The organism is Dictyobacter aurantiacus (assembly GCF_003967515.1).
Taxonomy (GTDB): Bacteria; Chloroflexota; Ktedonobacteria; order Ktedonobacterales; family Ktedonobacteraceae; genus Dictyobacter; species Dictyobacter aurantiacus.
The window spans coordinates 2,030,484-2,051,598 of record NZ_BIFQ01000002.1 but is presented as its reverse complement, the minus strand read 5'-3'; the positions used below and the strand labels follow the sequence as shown (position 1 = coordinate 2,051,598).

The window sequence follows — 21,115 nt, the reverse complement described above, 5'->3', positions numbered from 1 at the left end:
GATGGAACGAGATTATTGGTTGACCACACATAAAGGCTCTTCCTGGCAAGAATTTCATCGATTAACAAATGCGCAATTGGCAAGTTTTCCGAAGCGAAATAGGCGTCAAGTAGAAAAGATGCAGATTGGTGATTATATCCTTTGTTATCAAGCAGTCACTTCTACCTGGATAGGGCTGTTAGAAGTAGTTGCTGAACCCTTTTATATTGATGAAGAACCATTCAATGAAAAAGATCGTATTTGGGACAATCCTGAATTGGAGTTTCGGTGTCGAGTTCCAGTGAGAGTGCGTCTCGATCTTCCTTCTGATGATGGGGTTCCCATTGCGCCGTTAAAAGAGCAACTTTCATTTTGTCAGGGTCCAAAACCTAACTCTTGGGCGGGTTTTCTAAGTAATAATCCTAGACATTTACGAACTTCAGATGGAGAAATCATTCAACAAGCTCTGCAAGAGAAAATAACCAGACTCTATGCTTCATGAGATATTCTGCTGCGTAGAGATCCACAGACACATATACAGCAATTTATTTCAAAAAGTAACCAGCCTTCTTGTAGATTAAGAAGGGCTGGTCGCTTTTTTGCTGACTTAACGTCGACGTAGCTTTACGCTGATACGCTTGAGGTGGCGCTTCATAGCTTCAGGGTCATCAAGGTCAGAGGAAGCTATTTCAATAACGTCGTAACCCTCCTCTTCAAGGCTTTCACGGATCATGCGATCAATCTGCTGCTGATTTTTATTGCCATGGATGCCTTTGGAGAGGCCATCGAGGTAAACGGCTAGCTGGGTTCCTCGTACTTCGTCTTGATAGAATAGATCTGGCGTTGTGACCCCAAGTGGCTTGCCAAGATCAATGCTATATTGATGAACAAACTGGGGTAAGCCTGCTTGCACCAATATCTCGCTCAACGTGTATTCTCCTCGATTAGTAGGCTGCTGGCTTCGGCTGTTTATCGAGCTTTCCTGAATTGGTGCGAGATCATGTTCGTGATGTGGAGTTCCCTGGCTACCTAGATAAAGAGGACCAACGGCATGATCCATATGGTTTCGCCATGACCTGGATGCTGGCAGCATTCATTAAAGAATATGAGCAGAATAGAACTTCACCAGTCTGGCAAGCGCTAGTAAAAGAGATATGTACCAGCTTTGAGCAAAATCTTAAAGAAAGCAAAATACGTGAGGAATATGTTGACGATTTGTTGCAACACGTTTTAGGTTCTAACAAAAATTCTAACAATTCTTCATTAACCCCAATACCCATACAAGCAAACAATAAAAGTAAATCATAAAAAAATTAAATTATTAGAACAAAAGCACTATATAATTTTATAAAAGCAATAAGTTAGGCAATTGCAAATTTTTAACTCTTATGCTATTCTCATTTTAAAAGTTATTCATACTTTAAGATCGCGATTCTTGGCAAGAATATTTTCAGGTCATAGTTGAAGGGAGGGCTGTGCAGGTTGCAATAGCAATTTTATGCATGGCTTAATTTATATGAGCAGTATCGAATACAACGATCAACAACTTTCACCGGTGAACTATAAAGAGCTTCTTGAGGCCATCCAGGCTGAATTGCAGAAACAAGCGAAGGTTGGTAAACATCTTTTCCTCGAAAAGGATAAAGTCATCTTTGATGTTGATATAATTGCGAATGCAGTTGCCGAAAAATTTGCCGACAGCAATCATTATCCTTTTGAAATCAGGGATGGTCTTAGTCACGCCTCAGTGCATGCATTGGACATCAATGAGAAATCAGACTTTAGCCATGACCTACAACGCACGATTCTTGCCGAGCTGCACACTCAAATCGCTCAATGCATGAGTACAAAACATCACTCCCTCGGCCAGTATGTATCGACCCTTCTCAAACCAATGGATGTATTCGTCCAAAATAAACCAGCTGGCCTTTCCTATCCCATTAATAAAGAACATACATTAGAGAAGCGCAGTTTGCATGCTAACGAGAACCTGTCAAAAGACGACACCTGGCTCAAAGCGCATAAGTTAACACTCAGCGTAACCAATATCGATAGTTTCAATCAACAAATTGTCGACAGTATCAACACCTATATCGAGAACTATGATGGCTGTGATGAGGACGATATCGCCGATGTTCGCGAGAACCTGATCAGTGCTCAAAATCAAGAGAAATCAAATCTGAATCAGCTTAAAAATATCGTCCTACAAGATTCTGTAGCGCGCATTCATCGCGAGGCAAAGGTCTGTTACCTACGCTATTTAGGACGAGGATTAATGGAGTGGCAAAAAAGCAAACAGCCACATAGCCAAAACGAAAAAAATGTTAGCAAAGCCATTCTGCTTCTAGGCAACCTTATCCGTCGCTTACAGAGTCTGGATGCCTATATTCGGCAAGCGGATAAAGCCTATAGCGAGTATACAGTCTACTTTCGCCAACAAGAATTTAATTATCGCGACCTCTTTGCCCGTGCCGATGCATTTAATGCACTTCCCATTATTCCTGAGATTGATGGCTTCCTGGGCGAAAATACAGATGCCAATCGACAGACAAAAACCTTTACTTCAGGTGTCAAAATGAAGTTTAATGGAGAGGTACATAATCATGGTGGCAAAGGGAAATCCGTCTTTGAGTTCAATACTATACTACTGGATCCTGCCGACCAAGAATACCTGCTACGCCAGAGGGCTGCAAGAAATGAGCACACATTCTATGAAAAAATGCTCAAAGTTGCACTGCTCTATTGCTTCGTCTTTGTAGATATGGAAAACAAAAACCATAATCCAGTCGCCTATTTTGAAACACATATCCTGCCTGCGCTACGCTCCAATGATGATGCTCAAGTTATAGCAAGCCTACAAAGACTCAAGCAGCAAGTAACCCAACCAGCGATAAAACAAAATCTGGATGTGCTCAAGAAAGTTATCATTGAATTTTTGAAGAAGGCCTCTTCAGGTCCGGCAAGATTGTCATTCGATATGGCCTTAACCCTGGACAAAAGTATCCTGACCAAAGATGTCAACCAGATTATTCAGGGAAATATTTTTCAGGATACCTTCGATAGCCGCAACGGCAAAAACGCACTCAAATATCTAGCAGTCACCGACAATGCTCCAGGCGCCAATACACTAAGCAAGCTACCCTTAAAAATGGTTTTTGAGCCAATCTATTACTCACCCGCCAACCAACAGGTCGAACATTTCACAATGCGTGCTCAGACCGATGATATTCAGGTCCTACCGATATTTTTAGCCCCCGTTGATGAAGCGGCACCCAATAAATACAAAAAAGCGTATGCAGACATCACGCGTATTGCGCTATATTATCGCCACCACGATGTACACGGTGACTCAACACGAGCATTTGTCTATCGTTTCACTTACACACTACTTGCGTATACCAGTATTAAACTACTAGCAGACAGCCTCCCAAGTGAGCAACATCAGGCCCTATTCACGCCCCTCATGTGTATCCATGCCAGAGAGATGCAAGCTCCCGATGAGAAGGGCGACAAGTATGACGATGAGACCTTTATGCACTCGCTCTCCAAACAACTGGCCCATATGTTAGGGCAAGACTATTTGAGTGGATCGCAAGGCTTTCATGTCGATACCATTCAGGACAGTAGCTACAAACTAGCCAACGGGCTATACTCTCTTTACTCAGCCCTCCCCCATACCTTTCAATTGAAAGAACCTACCAGCGATGAGGCACCTGTCACACCTTTACCAACTAACCATCTGATTAAGAAGATGGCCATTATCGTGGTTTCCAGTCAAAAAAGCGATGCCAATAAGCATTCACCTGATTCTTATCTATCCACGGTTATTGGGAAAGTAATTGGCATTGAAAGGGGAGACGACCACACGGTTACGGTGCGTACACTGAACACGTTCTCAGCCAATCAGAACAGCCAGGACCTGTATCGGCGTCCGGATGTTATTATCGAGCAAGTAAAAAAGTATCATCGTCAAGGCTACGAGCATTTCCTTTATATCGCTCATGCACCTTATAGCAGCAAACTTAATGTGTCTGACGGCGATGATGAAGATTTGTTCTTTATGAATAAGGATATTATTCAATCCATGCGTGCCGTGGATGCCAACATCAAAGTCTACCCAACCTTCTGTGATAAATATTATGTGATTAACCGCAAGCTCGCCGACGTACAAAATAAGCCATTGTTACAGGCCGACTCGCTCTACATCGATGATATCAGCGACCTGACCAGAGTAAGTAATGATCCTTCACGCCGCTCACAGGTATTTTTAAATCTGTTCAATGGCATCAAGGTCAATCCCAATGCCATCTACAATGGCGTCATGTCGTATGTGACATTGATCAATGTTTATGACAATGATCCAACATACGATCAGTATATCTGGACTGATCTTCTCAATACTTCAACTCCAAACAACATGAAGGCAGAGATCATCGACTTTATTACCATGCTGCACTTTTCACGCTACGAAAAGGCAAGCCAACAAAAAAACCCAGTTGGCTTTAAGCTTGATCCCTATACCGACATTATCGGTGACTCGGCAGTCGGCCCCCTTTCTATCTTTCCCAACATGAATGCTGGCCGGGCACGTTTTAACGCCCTGGCCTTCCTAACCGTTGTACGTGCCGTCATGCAAATCCACACAAAATAGTTGTCAGAAGGAAGTATTCCAATGAAACCAGAACAAGAGCCTGTTGAGGCTCTAGAACCAGCCGTTGAACCACAAAAGCAGGAGCAAACATTTGGGGAAGACCTGGGACGCATTTTTGAAATCGGCTTCAATACAGGCTTCTTGACCGCCATCCTTCAACACAAGAAGATTAAAACCTACTTTGGGGATCTCTATACTAATGATCTAAAGCACCTACGCAAACAGAGCTTGCTGAATGCAATCTATAAAAAAACAGGGGTCACAAATCCAGTTGATAAAGAACAGTTGCAGCGCTGGGTACTCTATTTTTCGCAAAAAGGCTATCTGGCTGGCCTGAATCTTTTTACGGAATACCTGCACTCATTTTCTCATCAGCGCAAGGATATACCTCGTGAGGTTGTCTATCTGCAGTGTAATTTCTATGGACAGAACAGTTTCTATGTGTATAACAAAAATGACAAGGCCGCTGTACAAGGATTGATGCAACAGCTGCATAGTTTCAAGGCAGCGGATTTCTCAATGAGCGAAAAGGAGATCCAGGACCACCATCACACCGGTCGCTTCCTTAACGCGGATACGTTGCTCTTACTTAAATATGGACGCTACTGGCGTATTTTGTGCATCGATCTTTCGGTGTTCTCTCTCCAACACCTTGAGGAAGCCAGAGATCTAGGAAATATCGAAAATATACGCACCATGCTGGCCTCGGAACTATATTATAACCGTTCCAAAAGTATCTTTAGTGATATGAGTATTGATACTGAAGCAGAAAATTTCACCAATGATCTTTTGTCGGAGCAACTTAAAACCTATTTCACAGCCTTTAAGCGCAAAGACAAGGAGACCGTTAAGCTTATTCAAGCAGCCAGTTATGCCAACGATTTTTACGCGTTTTTGTTACGCAAAGGTATTCTGGCAGAAACTGACCAAGTTCTTTTTAATATTATTGGTTATACTGATCGCGCCATCAATGCCATGTCGATCAACCAGGAGCAGCGATCTCTCTTGAAAACTTGTGCTGAGATTTATCAACACCATACCAGTGACAAAAACATTGGTGAAGCGCGCGATTCAGTACTGAGTAAGATTCAACTGGCGACCCGTAAAGGATTTGGAGGCAACCGGGATTTTGTAGAAAAATTGGTGCACCTGGTCGATAATGGTGATGGTCCTCACTGGTTGACCCATACCGAGACTATTGATAAATTTTTAAATACACGTGTTGCTATTACAGAACAAGAACTGAGCCCTCCTCTGCGTGCTGAACTGCAATCAGCAGAATATATTCAACAAAATATCCTGAATGTACATGCGTTGCTCACCAATAAAGCACTAGCTGGGCCTCATCCCTACCTCTTTTTAACAGGCAATCCTGGTATCGGCAAAACAACTGCCATCGTCAACTACTTGAAACGAGTGCGGCAACAGGGCGACGGCTTCCTGTTTCTCTATATCAGTCCGCGCAAACAGGTCAATCTGGATATCATCCAAAAGTTTCGCGAGACAACAGATACCGAACCTCCATGTCCCGATGTCTTTGCACTAACCTCGAACTCGCTGATTATTCGCAACACGGGCGGTCACAAGGCAGTACATTATTATTCTAATCAACGTAGTGACACCTTTCGCGAAAAGAATGTGACCTTTATTCATGCTGATAGTGAAGAAGCTCAGCTTCAGCAGGCGCGCGCACGTCAGCTTGAAGAGATTCAGGAGGGACTCCTGATCGACAAAGGTGAGCAGATTAGCGGGGTATTAGACAGTCTATGCACAGCACTGCATGCAACCCTGGACAAACCATTAGCCAAGGCAATTGTAGCTACAGTTGCAGTACAATCGCTCAAACGCTTAAAAGATGCACAGCAAACGACGATGCGCCACCTGCATACCATCTTCAAAGGCGTGTATAACAATGAGGGGCAGGTTATTCCTGCAAAGATGCAACAGTTAAGCCAACAGATCAAGCACCTCTTTATCATGATCGACGAAGTCACTGGCGATGAAAGTGGGGTTGAATTTTTGCATGGATTGCATACATTTTTGAAGAATCGCGAACTACTCAACTCCCCATTGATCAACACCAAAATCATCGTCGCTGATGCCTCTATTGTTGATCCTCACATCATCAAGCAACATCTGGAAAACACAGCCTACGAACCAGATAAAATTTATTTCCGCCAGGTAGCACCGAATACGAACCAAGCCTATCCATTACATCAAGAAACATTTCGCTTCCTGCGCGAACACGCAACCGTAATCAACGCGAATGCCTATCCCGCCAGCAAACTTCATATCACCTATAAGATCGGTGTGGACGCCCTCCAATTCGATGAAGCGACCTTCACCGAGCGTAGCAAACAATTGGAGCAGGAGAAGAAGCATAACATCATCACAGATATTCTGACCACCCTGGATGATGCAAATGTTCCTCAACAGTTAGTCTATATTCAGGACAAACAACGTTTAGCAGAGCTTATTCAGAATATCAGAAAAATCCGGGGACACTTCGAAGCTAATGTTGAGTATTTAGAAATTCATGCCAACATATCTGAGCAAGATAAAAAAGACATTGCAGCGTTCCGTAAAACTGCCAAAGTAGTTTTTATGACCGCATCAGCCAGTCGCGGACTATCCTTTCCCGAAGCGACACGCATCCTGATTGATATTCCCCATTTTGAGATTGAGCAAAATCTCATGGAGATACTCCAGGTTATCTATCGAGGACGCGGCGATAAGCATCGTGACCTGGAAGAAAAACAGCTGCTCTTCTATCTTACTGATCAGGTTATCTATACTGATGCCACAGATCGAGCCAACTCTGTACGTGAAAGTATGGTCCATCTGTTGAATATACTACTGATTCTTAAAACCTCGATGATGACCCGTATCGCTGGTGATCTGAAATTAGGGGTCAATCAACATTTTATGATGATTCCAATCGGTGGCAAGTCCGTTTATGCCGCGGGAGAAACATTCACTTCGCGCATCAGCAACTTAATTCGCGAAGCTCAGACCCTCAGTCACCGCTTTTATGGTGACAAAAGACTTACTATTGTGCAAGAAAGCTTAATGCGCACACTAGAAAATGTCCACATCAGTCTGCGTCCACTAGCCGCACAAAAGCATGAGGAAGACCAAATACAACGCTCCAATTATATCGCATCAATAACAACCTTCGCACATGATTTTGAACAGAAAATGCGCCAGGGTTTTGACCAATTACTCACGCTTCCAGCATTGGAACTTGCACACATTAATGGGAGTCTCTTGATTGTGCCAATTATCAATATGTCGATGCAGGAAGCATACTGGATGCAATTTGAAGAGGTTCTAAAGCAAAACAAGGCTGCTGGTATTGATTTGCTAACAGCGATGCGAGATTTAAGTACTGACCAGCGCTACCCACCTAGTTTCCAAATGGCGCTCAAGGATGGTATTGCGCTCATCAAAGCACTCCAAGAAATGGCAGAACACAAAACACCTCACTATGAACAAGAAAGCAGCCACACAGATCAGCATTATGCCCTACCTATAGCTGTTTTCCTGCTACAAAATGAAATGAAAGAACATTTTGCAGCCAAACAAGAGCCTGTAGATTCAGATAACCAGCGTCAACTACCATTTCATGCACTACTGTCCCGCTATATCCGTACACTCTACCCCGCCGATAGTATGTTACCGATTGGACAACATTATGACGATTTTCCATTCCTTGTTTTCCGCAGCTTAAATATAAGTGCAGCGAGAAGCAAGATGTTCACGGGAAAATATCTCTTTATGTCCCGGGAACTCAACATCATCAATATGCTCTTGTCCAGCAGCAAACAAGAATAATAGCAATATTAGATTGTCATTTTAGGGGTGGAATAGTACAACCAAAGTATTTTCGTTCCATTCCCAAGAGAGGATGTACAAAATTTGTACACCATCTTACCTGGACACTAGATTTTGGTTGGTTAGAAGATGTTAAAAGAAGAATTGGATTAGAACGCGACAATAACAGTTAAACACTTTACCAATTTTTCCCTTCCAATGCAACATGAGCCGATGATAGAGGTAAAGATGGTGAAACTGCTTCTATGCCAAGAAGAGCTCCCTTTGCTTTGCTAGTTTCTTTTTGTCCATTCGTTAATCCAATGGCATTGTAGAGGTTTGTACCCTTGAGAGATTGAGCATCCTCGATATTAGCACCTTGGAGATCAGCGTAGCTAAGATCTGCATTGCTGAGATTTGTACCGCTAAGATTGGCCATATCAAGCTGAGCATGACTAAGATAGGCGCCGCTGAGATCTGCATAACCAAGTTTGGCATTACTGAGATTGGTGCGTATCAGATTAGATCCATGCAGATTAGAGCGACTAAGCTTAGCACCTCGGAGATTTATATTGGATAGATCTGTCTCATGTAGATCTATCCCTCGTAAAGAATCTAATCCTATACCTAAATCCACCAATCTGGCTTCGCTTAAGAATCGAAGAACCATCCCTCTACGAACTGGATCTAACATCCTAAGAGTGGTTATAGTACGGGCCTGGGCAAGAACTTGAGCCTTCGAATTTGCGATTAAGTCTTCTTTGAGGAGAAGTTCTGATAGTGAGGTAAAATAATATTGTAATGCATCTTCCCTTTGTTTATCGAGTGCTTGTTGCTTCTCTGCCTCCTGGCTAGCGTCAATTCTTTTTCTCTCATCTTCGCTACGACTGTGCGTATAGAGTACGCCCCCAATCGTTAGCACAGCAGGTACAATAAAGAGTTGCATCCAATCCCAAAACGTTTTCCCTGACATCCCCGTCCAACGCCAACTTAGATAATATCCAAGAAATATCAGAATACTACAAATACTGAGAGCTAATGCAAGCGACATCGACCATGGGTGAGCTTTGAAAAGTTTTTTCATCATTTCACTCCCACAAATGCTTATCCTGGAAGAAGAGTCCATCACACTCTCTACAACGTAAAAAACACTGTATTGTACAATTTGCATGGCAAGTTGATTGCTTTATAGTTTGTAGTAAATACTCAGGTCTCTTCGACCACTTACACAAATTTCGCCATTTTCCCATGCCAACATTAGTTGTGATCATCGCCAATATATGAAAAACCACTAAAAATATTTCGCCACTCCTCCAGATCAGGGAATGACAGCATTGCCCTCGTCACAGAGATGAAACACAGTCATCTCAAGCTAGCAACAATGGTGAAAGGGATATGGAATGCAAATTATTAAGGCGCGGGCAGCTCTTTATTCGGTTTATGCGGAGGAGAAGGGTGATATTCTGCAAGCGGCAGAGACATATTGTACAGAGCATGGGTATTTTCTAGAAGCGGTCTACTATGATATCGACTCCAGTAAGACAATGTTTGCCGATTTACAGAATGCGGTAGATCGGCAGACCTTCCAGGTGCTGCTGTTACCTTCATTTGATCATATTTATAAGCATCATCTGGGTCATGTGCTGAATTTTCTCATTGACGCACTGAACGCTGGTATCGAGGTCATTTGTCTAGACCCGCAACCAACAAAATTATGCCAGCAAGGTCTGATGATTGTTCCCCACTCGCGAACGCCCCAGGCAGCCAACCTGGAGGAGATTGTTCACTGTCTGCGCTCACGTTAACCACGATGCGATCAAGGCTTCTCTTCTCGTGGACAAGAAGAGAAGCTCCTCCAGGATTTCCTCAAGAAAGGGTATCAATGAGCGCTGTCTCCACCAGTCTGCCTGGTATGTTCGGATGCTTAAAATCCCTAAGCGTTGAGGTGCTAGGCGAACGCGGCAGCCACCCCAGCGCAGGGTCTACCACGCTTGTGAGCGGGTAGGCAAGATAAAGGGAGCTTCGCTCCCACACTCGGGCAGCGCTATTGACTCCAGGAAGGGCCTGTGAAGAGGAACGAGGAAGCACTATTTGAGTGTCGGTTAAAAAAGCGGAGTGTCACGTCAGCACTGTGATGAAATGGAAGGAAGAGATGAAAAAAGAACGGCTCAATATCTATTTGGATCCGGCGTTGAGAGCTGCGATCCGTGATCTAGCTGGGAGCGATGGGCATAGTAGTCAGGTCGCTGAAGAGTTGCTACGTTTGGGACTGGGGTTGAAAAAAGGCGAGACGATCGAGCAGCAATCGCTGCCGGTCATTCGCGATCTGCTTCAGTACGAGATGCGCAAATCGCTATCTCAGTTACGCAACGAGCTGCGGGAAGATATGCAGCTTGAGATCCTCAATGAGATGAAGGCGGTGACGCGCCGGAGCGACGATCGGCTGGCCTCCTTGATTGTACGAGCTATCCGCGAAGGGGGATTAAGCCGGCGCATGATCTATGCGTTGCTGGCCAGAGATGATGCCCAGTTCGCGTTACACGTCTATGACGATGCCAGGGTCAAGGTCGGCAAGGATCTCGCCGCTCGTGCGGGCCAAGAACAGGCATGATCGCGAAAGGGACAGGTTTCGTCAAGGGAAAGAAGCAGGTGGCAGGCAAAAAGCTGGCCTACCACCTGAAATATCTCCAATACAGGCCCAGAGGATCTGAAGAGACGCGCGAGCAGCGCTTTTTCTTCGGTGCGGTGGAAGATCACGTCGACAGAAAGGATATTCAGGAAGAAATTATGGCTCATACCTCCAGAGCAGTCAGCTATCACCGGTTTGTGCTCTCCCCTTCCCAAGAGGAGCCTATCCTTGATTGGATGGAGTGGACGCGCGCCGTAATGCGCGACCTTGAACACTATAAGGGGCAGGCGCTCCACTGGTATGCAATCCATCATACCAATACCGATGACCCACACATTCATGTCGTGCTGGCCGGGAGCGGAGAAGACTATCAGTCTGGTCAGCCGAGCCCTGTGAAGATGCTGACAAAGGATAAATCGCCCGGCGGTCGCGATGATTGGGAGTTTCTACGCGCACGGGGAAGGGAACATAGCGAGTATGAACACTATCAGCATCTCCAGGCAACGCTTCAAAAGCTCGATAGAGAAGATCCCCTCATTCATCCGATGCAAAGAAGCGCGTTAACACGAGATGCTGAACGCTCGCATACACAGAAAGGTTGGGAAAGATGAGGCGACATCTCCTGCTTCTTGCCTGCCTCGCTCTTGCGGGGATAGCCCTCTGGCTTTCGGGAGTATGGCTACGCGGATATCATATCGCGATCCTCACGCTTGCATTTTTAGCCGATTACCTGACTCCTGAGAAGTATCAAGCGGTGACACTTGACCAGGCCTGGCACCACTGGTGGCAGATCGGTGACGGACAACGCTGGAACCTGTATCTGCATGACAGCACACTTCAACACGTAACCCTCGCCTATGCTCAGTTCGCAGGCATGGTGATCATCCTTACCGGAGCGTTTCTCTTCCCGTGGCGCACCATGAAATTAAGGGCATCAACCGTTCACGGATCAGCACACTGGGCAAACCTCAAAGATGCGCGCATCCTGTTGAAGGATCGCGGAAAGAAAGCAGCGATGCAGAGCCAGATCCCACTGGGGATGTATAAAGGTCAGCAACTGGTGCTCAAAGAAAAGCAAATTGAGGAACATGTCCTGATCGTTGGACCGAGCGGCAAAGGTAAGACTGCGGGTATCATCGCGCCTGGTATTTTATCCGAGCGTGGAAATCGCTCGCTGGTCATCATCGATCCCAAACAGGAACTGGTCAGGCTGACGGCTGGTGCGGTCTCCCAATCGATGCAGATCTGGCTCTTTGCTCCCACCCAGCCAGAACATAGTCATCACTATAATCCGCTGACCCACATTTCTTCGATGGAAGAGGCTGAGGAATTTGCTACCTGCTGGGTCTCCAATACAGGTAGGAGCAGCGATCCCTTCTGGGATCGAAATACGGAACTGCTGATTACTGCCGTTGTGCTACACCTGCGAGATACAGAGCCGAATGCTTCCTTCTCTCGCCTGGCCGACATCCTGACTGGCTCGTCCTTTGCTGATATTGAAGCTCTCTTCGAGGCGAGCCCATCAGTTCGAGCCAAAAAGACGGCGGCAGCATTCCTGAAGAATCTCAAGTTAAATGAGAAGACCGCCGGAGGTGTGATGACGGATATCGCCGGGCGCTTCTTCCGCTTGCAGAACCCGAAACTGGCAGCCGTTACAGCAACCAACGACATCGACTTTAATGCGATGATCGAGCAGCCTACTGCCTTCTATCTCTCCATTCCAGCCAGCGCCGCAGAGCGTCTTCAGCCGCTAACGGCCTGTTTGCTGATGCAAATGTTTACGGCGTTCGTCAATAGAGCGGAAAAAGAGCCGCAAGGTCAGCTCCCACGCGGCATCACCTGCTACCTTGATGAATTTGCCAATGCGGGCAAGATTCCACAGATGGCACAAAAAATCAGTATGTTGCGCAGCACCAAAGTCGGGCTTATCCTGGCCATTCAAAACTACGCGCAGCTTGATGCACTCTATGGTTCCGAGAGCAAAGAAACCATTCTGAGCAATACGACCACCCACATCGTCTTGCCGGGAACCGGCCAGGATGAGGCCGAATTCTATTCGCGCCGCATCGGAACCACAACTGTTATTGGTCAGAGCATGAATAAAAACGCGCAACAGCAAAGCGAGAGCTGGAGCCAGGGCCAACAAGAAATAGGTCGCAGACTCATCATGCCAGAAGAAATCCGCACTATGAAAAAGGGAGAAATGCTTCTGCTAACCGATACCATCGCGCCCATCAAGTTCCGCAACATTCCCTATTATCAGTCACAGCTCATCAAACGTACCAATCCTCAATTTCAGTATCCGAGAGTTAACGAAGAGCATCGCACATATGAGGCACTCACTACGCCTAGCGAGAATCAACAGAAAGAGGACTCGGAACTAGCACATGAAATGCTAAAAGAGTCTGGAGCCAAGCAACCAAGTATTATATTAGAACGGGAAAAGTGCACCTATAACCGCCAGACGTTGTCGCCAGATTAAAAGTTCTAAGAGATCATAGGCTTCATCAAACGCCTCTAGAAAGATCAGCAGACAGGTTCCAAACATTTGAATCCTTTACATGCCATAAAGGAAAAGAAATCCGGGATAGATACCAGCACAACAGAGATTAAAGAATTAATATTTGTTTCAATGAAAGAACTAGAAGCTAGAATTACTCATATTGAAAACTGCAGAGTCTATCAAACGTTAATCTAGAGGATGAAAAACACTGGAACCATATTAAAGTAAGGAGCAGAAGTATATGGATATTCCGCGTCGGGGTAGTTTCACTATCAACAGTTGGTAAAATTTTATACTTAGGAACAACTATTGTTTATTAAACGTTATCTAATCATATAAACAGCAATCTGAATCCATCATTAAAATTTATTTTATAAATTTACTAAAGCAATGCCGCAAAAAATAATAAATACTCCTACCCACTGAGTTTTACTTAGTTTCTCTCGCAAAAAAATCCAAGCAAGCAATACAGTTACTACGCTAAATAAAGATACTAACACATTAATAATTGAAACCTGCTCTGATTTGAGAGTAACGCTTAGAGTATATATAATAAAAGCAGCAGTATCAAGAATGCCCATCAAAATCAAATACAACCCTAATCGATTTTTTGGAAAGCGAATATCTTGAGATATAACCAACGCCAGTGGAGCCAGCAAGGAAATTGTTGTGAAACGAACAAGCCAAACTGTATTTAAACCACCAAAGGTAGGAATGACATGAAAACCTAATGTCCAAAATGCAATACCGTAACAAATAGATGCAACAATTGCCCAGCCCACACCTCGGGGTACGTTATAAAATAAATGTATAGATTTTAAAGACACTTGCCCAATAAGAATTTTTTTAGGTGTTGCCGCAAAAGCGATACCGAGAAGAGTAATAGCCATCCCCATACAATGAACACGGCTAATAACCTCACCACTAAGAAAATCCAAAATGACAGTAAGCGCTGCATAGCTCGCCGCAATAGGGGAAACAATAGCAAGAACACCAACCTTAAAAGCTTTATATAAGGCAAATGAGCTTACTATGTTAAAGAAAATCTCAATAAAAGCCCATGCCCAAGGTTGCCATTGTGTAATATAAAAAAGATGCTTATATGCCCCCGTAACAAGTGAGAAGATACTTAATCCAACAAAACCAACTATTTGCATAAAAAGTAAAGTACGATAACTTCCAATTTTCCGTGAAGAGTGCTGAGCAATAAAATCAGAAGCTCCCCAACAAACCGCCGCTAACAGCCCTAGAATAACCCCCATAATGTCCCTCACAATATATAGCTTCTTTGGCAATACGCCATTATCTTCTCTAAAGCAAAAACATAAAATAACAAACTTTGCACAAAATCTATACATATTTTAAAGCTAAAAAACATTAATATCAACATTAATTCATTACAAATATTTAATTTTTATCATTTAGCCGCATTCTTAAATTGTCATTGTTAAATCGCTTGTACTATCAAATACATACTAATATTGTAGCATTCATAATATATTAAAACATAAATTATACATAGTTACAATGTGATTATATTCACTAGGTTTCTATCCTCTTATTCCACAATAACCCTTTTTATGGTATAATCCAAAATGTAAGTCTCAGAGGTTGATTTATAGTAAGAATAAGGAAATAATTAATGAAAAACAAGGGAACTGAGCGCAGTTAAGTCAAAAAGGAGACATCTTATGTACTCTCATTAAAAATTCCGCTGTTTGATACATTGCTATCAATAGCGTCCCCTTTTAGGGAAGATACATTTGATAATAATTATCAAACTACCACTATCTCTAATGATTTTTAGTGATAACTTTTTATAGGCAGGTAGCAGGCTTTTCTTTTATCAGAAACTAACAAGCAGCCACTCAACTGGCTTTTTTTTCTTTCGCATTTGGTCAAACGAAAGGTATGTAAGCAAGGAAGCAAGGAAGAATACATATGCCTAGAAAGAATATCATGCGAAGATCTCAGAGCACAACATCCCATATAGCGATAGTGGTTTCTCTTTCCATTATGATTTCTATTTTAATTTTCATTATTGCGACTACATTTATTTTCATAAATGTAGGTTTCATCCAAGGTACGCTGATTTTGACAACTATTTCAATTATCACGGGTATTATTCTTAGTCTATTAAGTCTTTTGTTTTCTTTTTTGCAGTGGCATAGTCAAAGTTCCTCTGCTGAGAGGACAAAACCTTCATCAAGTAATTTTCAATCTAAGTTGTTAACTTCTCCATTAAAAACGCAAGATATATCTCAATCATTTTGGCAAAGCATCTTTTCCGGTACAAATATTTCTACTCTATTTCGAAAACAACCATCAATGCATAATAAATTTGTGAGAACAAAGCAACCTTGTCAGATCGATTGGGGAGAAGCTCCTCAAACACAACAATTCTATGGCCGTCATATGGAGCTTACAATGCTTACTCAATGGATTCTTCACGATAATTGCCGTGTTGTAGCAATACTTGGCATTGGCGGAATAGGAAAAACGACATTAACAGGAGCATTAATAGAAAAAATTAAGGACAATTTTCAATATATATTGTGGAGATCATTGCATAACGCCCCCTCTCTCGAGAACATCCTTGAAAAGTGCATTCAATTCTTTTCGGAGCAACAACAAGTAGTTTTACCAATAGACACAGATGAACAAATCAGCTTACTGATCCATCTCCTTAATTCCAATCGTTGCCTGCTTGTTTTGGATAACTTTGAAACAATTTTGCAAGGAGATTATCGCTCTGTTTATTATAAAGATGGGTATAGTGGGTATGGAAGGCTTATTCAACGCATTGGTGAAGCACATCACCAGAGCTGCCTGGTTATCACTAGCAGAGAAAAACCCAGAGAATTTGCTTACATCGAAGGAGTAAATGCATCATCACGCTCATTGCATCTTTTAGGATTGAACTTGCATGAAGGGCGTTCCATCTTAAATGATAAGGGCCTCGTTGGTTCAGATAAGGCATGGTCCACATTTATTAATCAATATTCAGGCAATCCATTAGCGCTCAAACTTGTTGCAGAGCACGTTCGGGAAATTTTTGATAGTGATGTAGAAAGCTTTCTAGCCAATGGAGATGCTATTATTGGAGTGCATGAATTACTAAATCAACAGTTCAAAAGGCTGTCCTCTATAGAACAAGAAATCATGTACTGGCTAGCAATTGCACGCATATTTACTTCCCTCAAAGAACTCCAGGAGGATATTAGTACTGTAGATACAAGAAAAAACTTACAGGAAGTACTAGCTTCATTAAAGCGAAAATCTATCATAGAGTCTAATGGAGCGGGAAGCTTCACTCTTCAACCAGTAATTATGGAATTTGTAACGAACAAATTTGTTGATCAGCTATGTTCCGAGATAAATAACGGAAAACTGGATTTAATTGCAAGTCATGCAATAATAAAAGCGCAAACAAAAGATTATGTACGAGACAGCCAAATTGTGCTTATTCTTCAACCTCTTCTTCAATATCTCTTATCATTACAGGGAAAAGAAAATGTTGAAAAAAAACTTCGGCAATTACTCGCTATGCAAAGACAGTTTAACAATTCAATATCTACCTACCTAGCGGGGAATGTTTTAAATATATTGATTCAACTACAAACAGATCTTCATCAATATGATTTTTCTCACCTTCGTATCCAACAGGCATATCTTAGAGGTATCTCCCTCCAAGATGTAAATTTTTCCTATGCAGATTTTAGAAAGTCTTTATTTACTGATTCATTTGGTAGCATTATCTCCATCAGCTTTAGTCAAAATAGAGCATTCCTGGCAGCAGGAACTGCTCACGGAGATATCCGATTATGGGATCTCAATGGTACGCCTTTTATGACCTATACGGGGCACACAGATTGGGTAAAATCTATTTGTTTTAGTTCCAATGGGGAACTACTTGTTAGTGGAAGCGATGATCAAACTGTTCGCATTTGGAACGTCAGGACAGGTAAATGCCTTCGTATAATACAAAACTTCCCTAATTGGATTTGGACAATTAGCTTTTGTCCTTCTACAAATATGTTTGCAACAGGTGATGATGATCAAACAGTTCGCGTTTGGGATCTCCAAACTAGTCAATGCTTACATATACTTCGAGGACACACTGCTCAAGTGAGGGCACTCGCCTTCAATTCAGATGGAACATTGCTTGTAAGTGGGGGGCAAGACCAAACTATAAGAGTATGGAATATACAATCGGAGCAGTGTCTTCACATCCTTAAAGGTCATACACATTGGATTTGGTCTTTGGCATTCCATCCACAAGGTCATCTTCTCGCTAGTAGTAGTGATGACCAAACTATACGTATTTGGAATATTCAAACTAGTCAGTGCCTTCATAAATTACAAGGTCATACAGATCAGGTTAGATCAATTGCCTTTAATCCACAAGGAAATATCCTTGCTAGTGGCAGTAACGATCAATCAGTACGCTTTTGGGATGTTCTATCAGGCCGCTGTCTCCATATATTATCAGGCCATACCAACCGAATCTGGTCTGTGGCCTTCAGCTCTGATGGAAATACTCTTGCCTCTGGAAGCGATGACCAAACTGTTCGTCTCTGGGATGCTTCTTCAGGACAATGTCTACAAAACCTTCAAGGGTTCGCCAATTGGGTATGGTCTGTTGCATTTCACCCATCAAATCAAGCTATTATGGCTAGTGGTAATGATGATCAAAAAGTGCGTATTTGGGATGTTCTATCAGGCCGCTGTCTCCATATATTATCAGGTCATACCAACCGAATCTGGTCTGTGGCCTTCAGCCCTGATGGAAATACTCTTGCCTCTGGAAGCGAGGATCAAACTATTCGCATTTGGGACTTATCATCCAAGCATTGTCTCCATATATTATCAGGCCATACCAACCGAATCTGGTCTGTAGCCTTCAGCCCTGATGGAAATACTCTTGCCTCTGGAAGCGAGGATCAAACTATTCGCATTTGGGACACAAAAACTGGTACATGTCTTTCTACCATTGAAGGGCATACTAGTTGGATTTGGTCTGTGGCCTTCAGCCCTACTGGAAAATTTCTCGCAAGTGGGAGCGATGATCAATCGGTTCGCTTATGGAATATATCAACTAGTAATTGTTTAAAAGTTCTTCTTCACGATACCTACCACGTCAGATCAATTTCATTCAATTCAGATGGAAGCATGCTTGCTACAGGATGTGACGATCACAAAATTCGTATTTGGCATATAGGAACTAGCCAATGCCTTCAAACCTTGCAAGGACACACTGGTTGGATCTGGTCTGTAGCTTTCAGCCCTGATGGAAATACGCTTGCTTCTGGAAGCGAGGATCAGACAGCACGTTTGTGGAACGTGCAAACAGGAAATTGCTTACACAGTTTCAGAGGCCATACAAATCGTGTGTGGTCTGTCTCGTTCGATGCACAAGGAACTGTTGTTGCTAGTGGTAGTAACGATGGAACAATTAAGCTCTGGGCAGTTCACACAGGCGAATGTATTAAAACCTTATGTAGTGATAGGCCATATGAAAGAATGAATATAGCAGGGATAAAAGGCCTTACTGAAACGCAGATAAGTGTGCTTAAATTATTAGGAGCATGTGAAAAGTAAACACTTTACTTTATTAGCATTTATATATAAATGCTAATGTACATGAGACATCCCGAATTTTAAGGTCGGGTTTGTAAAAAGACACCTCCTGAGCGAGACTGAAGGAAAAACAGGCCACCATTCAGTCAATCCAGGAGGTGTTGTTCATGTCATCTCAGTATCTCACACCGCTTGAGGAGCCACAAGTTCCAGCATATCCCCCTGCCGAGATGGCGCAGGGATTGTACACTGCTCTGGCTCACTTTCTGGCTCCCTTGCTCATGCAAGCCGATAGCCGCATGGACAAACGACTGGTGCGCACGATGGTGCAGACCGTGGCGGTGATCTTGACCTTCCGTGATCGCGTCAATGGCTTGCTCCTTTCGGAAATGGGCGGCTATCTCGAGACGCCCGACAAAGCTCCGGCAGGCACCAAACGCCTGTCTCGGCTGCTGCATTGTCGCAAATGGTCGGCTGAACTGATCCGCTCGTATCTGTGGCATCGAGCCAGCCAGCGCCTCACAAGGTGGAAACAGATGGGAAGGGATGTGCTGGCGCTGTGGGATGAGAGTGCCTGGGAGAAGCCAGAAACTATCGCCTCGGACGACCTTGCCCCGGTGCGCTCGAGTAAGGGCGCTCGACTCACCCATATCAAGAAAGGTTACTACACCCCGCCGCGTGGCCCCATCTTTGTGCCGGGCCTCCATTGGTTGGCCGTGGTCCTGGTCGGCAGCGAGCAGCAAGACGACCCGCCTGAACTAGCCAGCATGCGGTGGTGGACCAGCCGTGGGGCGCGCGCTTCCTTCAAACGCGATGAACAAGCCAAACTGTTACTGCAAGGCGTTCTGCTCTGGGGACGCGAGGTGATGCATGTCTTTGATCAAGGCTTCGCCAGCAGTTTCTGGCTGGGTCTGTTGCTGGCGTTCTCGTTGCGCTTTGTGCTGCGCTGGAAAAAAGATTACCAGCTCGTGGATGCCCAAGGTCAGCGACGTGCAGCCTGGAAAATCGCCCGTGGCAAACGAGGATGGCAAGAACGCTGGGTGTGGGATTGCCGTCGTCACCAGTGGGTCATGGGCAGTGTTCTCGCTTGTGCGGTGAGGCATCCCGACCATCCTGAGCAGCCGTTGTGGTTGGTCGTGGCCCGGCGCAAAGGTGGCTTGCCCTGGTATCTGCTCACCGCCGAGTCCATCACCACCGCGGAAGATGCCTGGCGGATCATGTTTGCCTATGCGCGTCGCTGGCAGATCGAACTGACCTGGAAAGAAAACAAGAGCGAATTGGGCTTCCAAAGCCCGCGGCTCTGGGAGTGGGAGACGCGAGAAAAACTGCTGCTGTTGGCGGCGCTGGCCTACGCCTTTCTGCTGAGCCTGCTGGCGCCGTTTTACGAACTCTTACGCCGCTGGCTGTTGCGGCACTACTGTCATCGCACAGGCCGTCATGCCCGGCAAGCACACCAGCCGTTTGCACGGCTGCGCCTGGCCTTGAGTCGGTTGTGGCAACGGATCCCTGCGCGCTGGGAGGAGGTAGCTGGCCGGCCCCGGCCCCAGCCTCGCGTCCAGATCATTATGCTCTGAGGCGGTGTGGAGGTTCCCCACGTGACGAGAGACGCTCTGGTCGGCATCGGCTGACCATGTGGGCGTGTGTCCGGTGTTCATCGGGTACAACACGTCTTGCCAACAGAGGATGCGAATGCGTGCGAAAAGAGCATACCCCTAGGCCCTGTGGAAGCCGCTGGGATGCTTTGGGAGTGGAAAGTCGATTGACCAGCTCCTTTCTCTTTTTCCGTTTTTTGGCACAGTGGTGCTTTTCAGCGAGCCAAACGGGGAAAGCACGTTGTTCTGCAAGAGAAGAGAAGCGAGCAGTTCTCCATTTTTGAAGGAGAACTGCTCGCTTCTTTCACAAGTTCATCCCTAAAATTTGGGATGTCTCATGTTTATTAGCATTTATATATAAATGCTAA

Annotated in this window: 13 protein-coding genes; 10 read left to right on the top strand and 3 right to left on the bottom strand. The window is 44.3% G+C overall.

Annotated features, from left to right (window positions below; translation table 11 throughout):
• Position 1: 1 nt before the first annotated feature.
• Positions 2 to 481 (top strand): EVE domain-containing protein, encoded by a 480-nt coding sequence (locus KTT_RS33045; RefSeq protein ID WP_126602052.1) that lies wholly within the window; start codon positions 2 to 4, stop codon positions 479 to 481.
• A 105-nt stretch (positions 482 to 586) separates the two neighbouring features.
• Here the strand turns inward: KTT_RS33045 and KTT_RS33040 are convergent, their stop codons facing one another.
• On the bottom strand, positions 587 to 907 hold the full coding sequence (locus tag KTT_RS33040; RefSeq protein ID WP_126602050.1) for a hypothetical protein: 321 nt from the start codon (positions 905 to 907) through the stop codon (positions 587 to 589).
• A 143-nt stretch (positions 908 to 1,050) separates the two neighbouring features.
• Here KTT_RS33040 and KTT_RS33035 point away from each other — a divergent pair, with 143 nt between their 5' ends.
• From KTT_RS33035 to KTT_RS33025, 3 genes are all read left to right on the top strand, one after another.
• Positions 1,051 to 1,287 carry a hypothetical protein gene (locus tag KTT_RS33035; protein ID WP_126602048.1) on the top strand — a complete coding sequence of 79 codons (237 nt, stop codon included), beginning with the start codon at positions 1,051 to 1,053 and terminating at the stop codon, positions 1,285 to 1,287.
• 208 nt (positions 1,288 to 1,495) lie between these two features.
• Positions 1,496 to 4,630 carry a hypothetical protein gene (locus KTT_RS33030; RefSeq protein ID WP_126602045.1) on the top strand — a complete coding sequence of 1,045 codons (3,135 nt, stop codon included), beginning with the start codon at positions 1,496 to 1,498 and terminating at the stop codon, positions 4,628 to 4,630.
• Between the two features lie 21 nt (positions 4,631 to 4,651).
• Positions 4,652 to 8,464, top strand: a complete 3,813-nt coding sequence (locus KTT_RS33025) for a helicase (RefSeq protein WP_126602043.1) — start codon at positions 4,652 to 4,654, stop codon at positions 8,462 to 8,464.
• Positions 8,465 to 8,642: 178 nt separating this feature from the next.
• Here the strand turns inward: KTT_RS33025 and KTT_RS33020 are convergent, their stop codons facing one another.
• Positions 8,643 to 9,614, bottom strand: coding sequence for a pentapeptide repeat-containing protein (locus KTT_RS33020; RefSeq protein ID WP_126602041.1), 972 nt, complete (start codon positions 9,612 to 9,614; stop codon positions 8,643 to 8,645).
• Positions 9,615 to 9,843: 229 nt separating this feature from the next.
• Here KTT_RS33020 and KTT_RS33015 point away from each other — a divergent pair, with 229 nt between their 5' ends.
• The 4 genes from KTT_RS33015 to KTT_RS33000 all read left to right on the top strand — a co-directional run bounded on the left by KTT_RS33015 (position 9,844) and on the right by KTT_RS33000 (position 13,554).
• A complete protein-coding gene (locus KTT_RS33015) occupies positions 9,844 to 10,248 on the top strand; it encodes a recombinase family protein (protein ID WP_126602039.1) in 405 nt (134 codons plus the stop codon).
• A gap of 347 nt (positions 10,249 to 10,595) precedes the next feature.
• On the top strand, positions 10,596 to 11,054 hold the full coding sequence (locus tag KTT_RS33010) for a hypothetical protein (protein ID WP_126602037.1): 459 nt from the start codon (positions 10,596 to 10,598) through the stop codon (positions 11,052 to 11,054).
• Positions 11,051 to 11,683, top strand: a complete 633-nt coding sequence (locus KTT_RS33005; RefSeq protein ID WP_126602035.1) for a hypothetical protein — start codon at positions 11,051 to 11,053, stop codon at positions 11,681 to 11,683. The genes KTT_RS33010 and KTT_RS33005 overlap by 4 nt, the downstream gene beginning before the upstream one ends.
• Positions 11,680 to 13,554, top strand: a complete 1,875-nt coding sequence (locus tag KTT_RS33000; RefSeq protein ID WP_126602033.1) for a VirD4-like conjugal transfer protein, CD1115 family — start codon at positions 11,680 to 11,682, stop codon at positions 13,552 to 13,554. Before KTT_RS33005 ends, KTT_RS33000 begins: the two co-directional genes overlap by 4 nt.
• 392 nt (positions 13,555 to 13,946) lie before the next feature.
• Here KTT_RS33000 and KTT_RS32995 read toward each other — a convergent pair whose 3' ends face one another.
• Positions 13,947 to 14,849, bottom strand: coding sequence for a DMT family transporter (locus KTT_RS32995; RefSeq protein ID WP_160146308.1), 903 nt, complete (start codon positions 14,847 to 14,849; stop codon positions 13,947 to 13,949).
• Between the two features lie 667 nt (positions 14,850 to 15,516).
• Between KTT_RS32995 and KTT_RS32990 the strand changes: the two genes are divergently transcribed.
• Both KTT_RS32990 and KTT_RS32985 read left to right on the top strand, forming a co-directional pair.
• A complete protein-coding gene (locus KTT_RS32990; RefSeq protein ID WP_126602028.1) occupies positions 15,517 to 19,176 on the top strand; it encodes an NACHT and WD40 repeat domain-containing protein in 3,660 nt (1,219 codons plus the stop codon).
• A 146-nt stretch (positions 19,177 to 19,322) separates the two neighbouring features.
• A complete protein-coding gene (locus tag KTT_RS32985) occupies positions 19,323 to 20,729 on the top strand; it encodes a transposase (RefSeq protein ID WP_126602026.1) in 1,407 nt (468 codons plus the stop codon).
• Positions 20,730 to 21,115 lie beyond the last annotated feature (386 nt).